6 protein-coding genes are annotated in these 4,696 nt (G+C 74.4%); 4 read left to right on the forward strand and 2 right to left on the reverse strand.

Annotation, left to right across the window (positions count from 1 at the left end):
• Positions 1-5: 5 nt before the first annotated feature.
• Positions 6-779 (reverse strand): M14 family zinc carboxypeptidase, encoded by a 774-nt coding sequence (locus AB0H87_RS38235; protein WP_360157525.1) that lies wholly within the window; start codon positions 777-779, stop codon positions 6-8.
• 111 nt (positions 780-890) lie between these two features.
• Between AB0H87_RS38235 and AB0H87_RS38240 the strand changes: the two genes are divergently transcribed.
• Positions 891-1,457 (forward strand): GNAT family N-acetyltransferase, encoded by a 567-nt coding sequence (locus tag AB0H87_RS38240; RefSeq protein WP_360157528.1) that lies wholly within the window; start codon positions 891-893, stop codon positions 1,455-1,457.
• A 9-nt stretch (positions 1,458-1,466) separates the two neighbouring features.
• The gene (locus AB0H87_RS38245; RefSeq protein ID WP_360157531.1) at positions 1,467-1,850 is read left to right on the forward strand and encodes a VOC family protein; all 384 of its coding nucleotides are present in this window, start codon (positions 1,467-1,469) and stop codon (positions 1,848-1,850) included.
• On the opposite strand, the gene AB0H87_RS38250 is transcribed toward AB0H87_RS38245, so the two are convergent.
• Entirely contained in the window at positions 1,847-2,215 is a 369-nt protein-coding gene (locus AB0H87_RS38250; RefSeq protein WP_360157534.1) for an ATP-binding protein, read from the reverse strand. The two genes, AB0H87_RS38245 and AB0H87_RS38250, sit on opposite strands and share 4 nt — an antisense overlap.
• Positions 2,216-2,264: 49 nt before the next feature.
• On the opposite strand from AB0H87_RS38250, the gene AB0H87_RS38255 reads away from it, so the two are divergent.
• Entirely contained in the window at positions 2,265-2,735 is a 471-nt protein-coding gene (locus tag AB0H87_RS38255) for a molybdenum cofactor biosysynthesis protein (RefSeq protein ID WP_360157537.1), read from the forward strand.
• Positions 2,736-2,778: 43 nt separating this feature from the next.
• Positions 2,779-4,696: DUF4062 domain-containing protein (locus AB0H87_RS38260; RefSeq protein WP_360157541.1), on the forward strand; the 1,918-nt coding region annotated here is incomplete at its 3' end.

Genomic DNA, 4,696 nt, shown 5'->3' on the forward strand with positions numbered 1-4,696 from the left:
GGCGCTCAGGATGCGGTTGGGCACGGCAGAACCACCACAGGTGAGCTTCGCCAACGACGAGAGGTCGGTCGAGGCCCAGTCCGGGTGGTCGGCCACAGCATCGAGGCGGTCGTCTCCCGGCCGTCGGGCTGCAGGTAGCGGCCCTGCATGTGGTAGTCGACGACGATCCGCGGCCGGTGCGCGTGCCACCAGCGCAGGATCGCCCGGGACTCCGGCACCGGGTTGTCCGCGATCGGGGTCAGCGGGTTGTGGAACCTGTTGATGTCGTATCCGACCCCCGGCTCCGTCCAGTCACCGGACGCGCTGGGGTCGTGGTTGTAGCGCTGGTCCCGGACCGCGCCGTCCGGGTTGGCCTGCACCACCACGTCGAGCGTGATCCGCCCACGCAGCCAGCGGTGCCAGGCGGTGTCGGGCACACCGAGCGCCCAGAGCGCGCGGACGGCGGCGGGGGTGCCGAGCGGCTCGTCGCCGTGCTGCTGGGTGACGAACAGCAGGCGGGTCGGTCCGTGGCCGACGGTCGCGACGCGCAGCGGCCGCCCCTCGTTGCTGCGGCCGGCGACGCCGAGGCGCACCCGGCCGTCGCTGTCGCGGGCGACCCGAGCCAGCGCCCGCCCGACCTCCTCCGGGCTCGGCTGCGGGGAGATCAGCCGCGCGGGTGCCATGGTGGCCAGGCGGTCAGCGCTGATCGGGGTGGGTTCCGCCGCGGTGGCGACGGCGGGCGGCGCGAGCAGCACGGCGGCCAGGGTGCTGGCGGCGACGGCGACAAGCCTCGATCTCACCGGATCCTCCTCATTGAGGTCGCTGAATGGATCAGCTCACCCTAAGGGGATCCGGCGGGCGCCGCAGAAAACCTGTCGCGCCCGGCGCCCGCCGCCACGCAGGATCGCGTGGTGGTCTTCCTCGAAACCGCCCGCCTCCGGCTGCGGGACATCACCGGCGACGACGTCGAGGAGCTGTTCGCGCTCCACGACGACCCCGAGGTCATGCGGTTCATCAACGGTGGCCGGCCGGCGAGTCGCGCCGCCATCGTGAGCCGGACGCTGCCGGCGATGACGCGGGCGCACCCGGCCTTCGGCAGAGCCTGTTGGGCCGCCGAGGAGCGCTCGACCGGGCGGTTCGTGGGGTGGTTCGCGTTGCGGCCGGTCGATCCCGCGCGGCCCGACGTCGTCGACCTCGGCTACCGCCTGCGCCGCGACGCGTGGGGGCTCGGTTACGCCACCGAAGGGTCGTCGGCGCTGGTCGACAAGGGATTCCGGGAGCTCGGGGTGCAGCGGGTCGTCGCCGACACGATGACCGTCAACAAGAGGTCGCGGCGGGTGCTCGAGAAGGTCGGCCTGAGCTTCGTGCGGCGGTTCACCGGCGACTGGCCGGAGGTCATCGAGGGTTCCGAACACGGCGACGTCGAGTACGCGCTGACCCGCGCCGCCTGGGATGCGGCCCGCGTGGGGCGGGGTTAGGGTCCCGGGATGGACCGTCCGTTCCTGCGCCCCAACGGGATGGTGCTCGGCGCGCCCGACCCCCGCCAACTCGCCGACTTCTACGAGCGGCTGCTCGGCTGGCAGCGCAACTCCGACGAGCCGACCTGGGTCACGCTCAAGGCGCCCGGCGGCGGCATCGGGCTCTCGTTCCAGCTCGAGACCGAGCACGCGCCGCCCGTGTGGCCGGCCGGCGCCGGCGACCAGCAGATGCAGGTCCACCTCGACGTCGAGGTGCGCGACCTGGCCGCGGCCGTCGCCTGGGCCGAGAAGCAGGGCGCCAAGGTCGCCGCGTTCCAGCCGCAGGACGACGTCCGGGTCATGATCGACCCGGTCGGGCACCCGTTCTGCCTGTGGGTCCCGGAAAAGGGCTAGGCCAGCTCGGCCCAGACCACCTTGCCGGCCTGGCCCGTGCGGGTCAGCGTGCCCCAGGCGCGGGCGACCGCGGCGACGATGGACAGGCCCCGCCCGCCGGCCTGCGACGGATCGGGCGTTCGTACCGTGGGCTGCTCCCCGCTGCCGTCGGCGACCTCGATCCGCAGCCCGTCGAGGCACCGGCGCACCACGAGCACCCCACCGGCCCCGGTGTGCGCGACCGCGTTCTGCACGAGCTCGGTCGTCACCAGCAGCGCGTCGTCGGCCAGGTGCGCCAGCTTCCAGCGCTCGAGGGCCGCCCGGACCGCCCGGCGGGCCGCCGCCGCGTTGGCGGTCCGCTCGAACGGTAAGCGCAAGGCGTCCACGACGCCTTTTGTACCCACGTCGGAACCGGGCCATGCCAAACTCGGGAAGGTGCCGGAGATCATCGAGCTGCTGGCCTCACCCGTACACCGGTTCGAAGGCCGGCCCGCCGCCGGTCCCGCGCCGGCGCCGCCCGGTGAGCTGGTCGAGGAGATCACGATCAGGGCCGGGCTCGGCATCGTCGGCGACCGCTACTTCAACCATCCGGCCCACCGGGACGCCGCGATCACCGTGATCGCCCGGGAGTGGCTGCGGCCCGGCGTCGGGCTGGCGGAGGTGCGGCGCAACGTCCTGGTGGCCGGGATCGCCGTGGACGACCTGGTCGGCCGGGTGCTGAGCCTGGACTCGGGCAGCGGCCCGGTCCGCCTGGACGTGCGCCGCCGGGCGAACCCGTGCGCCTGGCTGGACACCACGATCGGGCCCGGCGCCTGGCGGGAGCTGCGCGGCCACGGCGGGATCCGGTGCCGCCCGCTGGACGACGGCACGCTGCGGGTCGGTCCGGTGCAGGTCATGATCGAATAAACCGCATATATCCTGAGAAAAGAGTTCAGGATGGGGTGGTTCGGTGGCGGTCAATCCCGGCGAACATCCGGTGATCCTCACTCCGGACCAGCGCGTCCGGGTGTTCGTCAGCTCGGCCAGCGAGCTGGCACCGGAACGCCGAGCCGTCCAGGACGCCGTCCGCCGCCTGCGGCTGCTGCCCGTCATGGTCGAGGACGGCGCCCGCGTGCACCCGTCCCGTGACGTCCACCGGGCCTACCTCGACCAGAGCCAGATCTTCATCGGGGTGTACGGCGACAGCTGGGGCGAGGCGCTCGACGACGAGTTCCGCCTCTCGGAGCACCTGCCCCGGCTGGTCTACGTCAAGGAGCCCGCGCCGGCCCGCGACGAGCGTCTGGCCACCATGCTCAGCGACATCAGGCGCGACGCGGGCCTCTCATACCGCCTCTTCACCACCGCCGCCCAGCTCCGCGACCTGGTCGAGCAGGACCTGGCCGTGCTGCTCTCGGAGCGCTTCGACGGGCCCGCCGAGCCGAGCCGGGCCGCCCCGGTCGCGGGCCTACCGCCGGCCGTGCGCACCCCGCTGATCGGCCGCGAGGACGACCTCGCCGCGCTGGTGGCGATGCTGGACACCGACCCGCTGGTCACCCTGACCGGCCCCGGCGGCGTCGGCAAGACCCGCCTGGCGCTGGCCGCCGCCGACCACTGCGGCCCGGGGTTCCCCGACGGCGTGCGGTTCGTGGACCTGTCCACCGTCACCTCGCCCGACCTGGTCGGCGAGGCGCTGGCCCGCGGCCTGGGCGTGCGTACCTCCGGCGCGGTGCCGGCCAGCACCGACGTCGCGTCCTGGCTGCGCACCAAGCGGATGCTGCTCGTCGTCGACAACTTCGAGCAGCTCGCCGCGGCCGCACCGGTGATCGGCCAGCTCCAGCGGGCCGCACCCGGGGTGACCGCGCTGGTCACCAGCCGGGCGCCGCTGCGCCTGGCCGAGGAGCGGGTCTTCGAGGTGCGGCCGCTGCCCCCGCCGCGGGGCGCCGACGCCGACTCGCCGGCCGTACGGCTGTTCGTCGAGGTGGCCCGCGCGAAGGTGCCCGGCTTCGCGCTCGGCCCCGACGACCTGGCGGCGGTCGCCGAGATCACCCGGCGCCTGCACGGCCTGCCGCTGGCCATCGTGCTGGCCGCCGCGAAGGTCCGGCTGCTGCCGCCGGCGACGCTCGTGACCCACCTCGGCGACCAGCTCGGCCTGCTCACCGGCGGCGCCCGTGACCTGCCCGACCGGCAACGCACGCTGCGCGACACCATCGCCTGGAGCTACCGCCTGCTGCGGGCCGAGGAGCAGGCGGTGTTCGAGCGCCTCGGCGTCTTCGCCGGCGGCTGGGACCTCGCCGCCGCCGAGGCCGTGGCCGCGCCGGACGGCGACCTGCTCGACCTGCTCGAAGGGCTGATCGATTCCACGCTGGTCCGGCCGGTGACCGCATCGGACGGGCACGAGCGGTTCGCGATGCTCGAGACGATCCGGGAGTACGCGCTCGAACGCATGCGCGGCGGCGACCAGTGGCACACCGCCCACGCGGCGCATGCCGCGCACTACCTGCGCGTGGCCCAGGCCGCCCAGCCCCACCTCAACCGGGCACAGGCGACCGTCTGGCTGCGCCGGCTGGAGCTGGAACGGGAGAACGTCAACGCCGCGCTGGACTGGTTCCTCACCCACGACGAGCCCACCCAGGCGCTGCGGCTGCTCTGGGCCACCTGGTCCTTCTGGTGGCGGCGCGGTCACATCGACGAGGCGAGCCGGGTCGTCGCCCGCATCCTCGACCACGGCGACCTGCTCGGCGATCCGGCCACCGGCCGGGCCCTGCTCGGCGCCGGCGTGCTGTCCTTCGTCTCGGGCCAGCCCGAGCGCGCCGAGGGGCTGTTCCTGCGCGCGCTGCCGTACCTGCGGGCGGCCGGCGACGAGCGGGGCGCGGCGCAGGCGGCCGGGC

It is taken from the genome of Asanoa sp. NPDC050611, from assembly GCF_040654855.1.
In the GTDB taxonomy this organism is placed as follows: domain Bacteria; phylum Actinomycetota; class Actinomycetes; order Mycobacteriales; family Micromonosporaceae; genus Asanoa.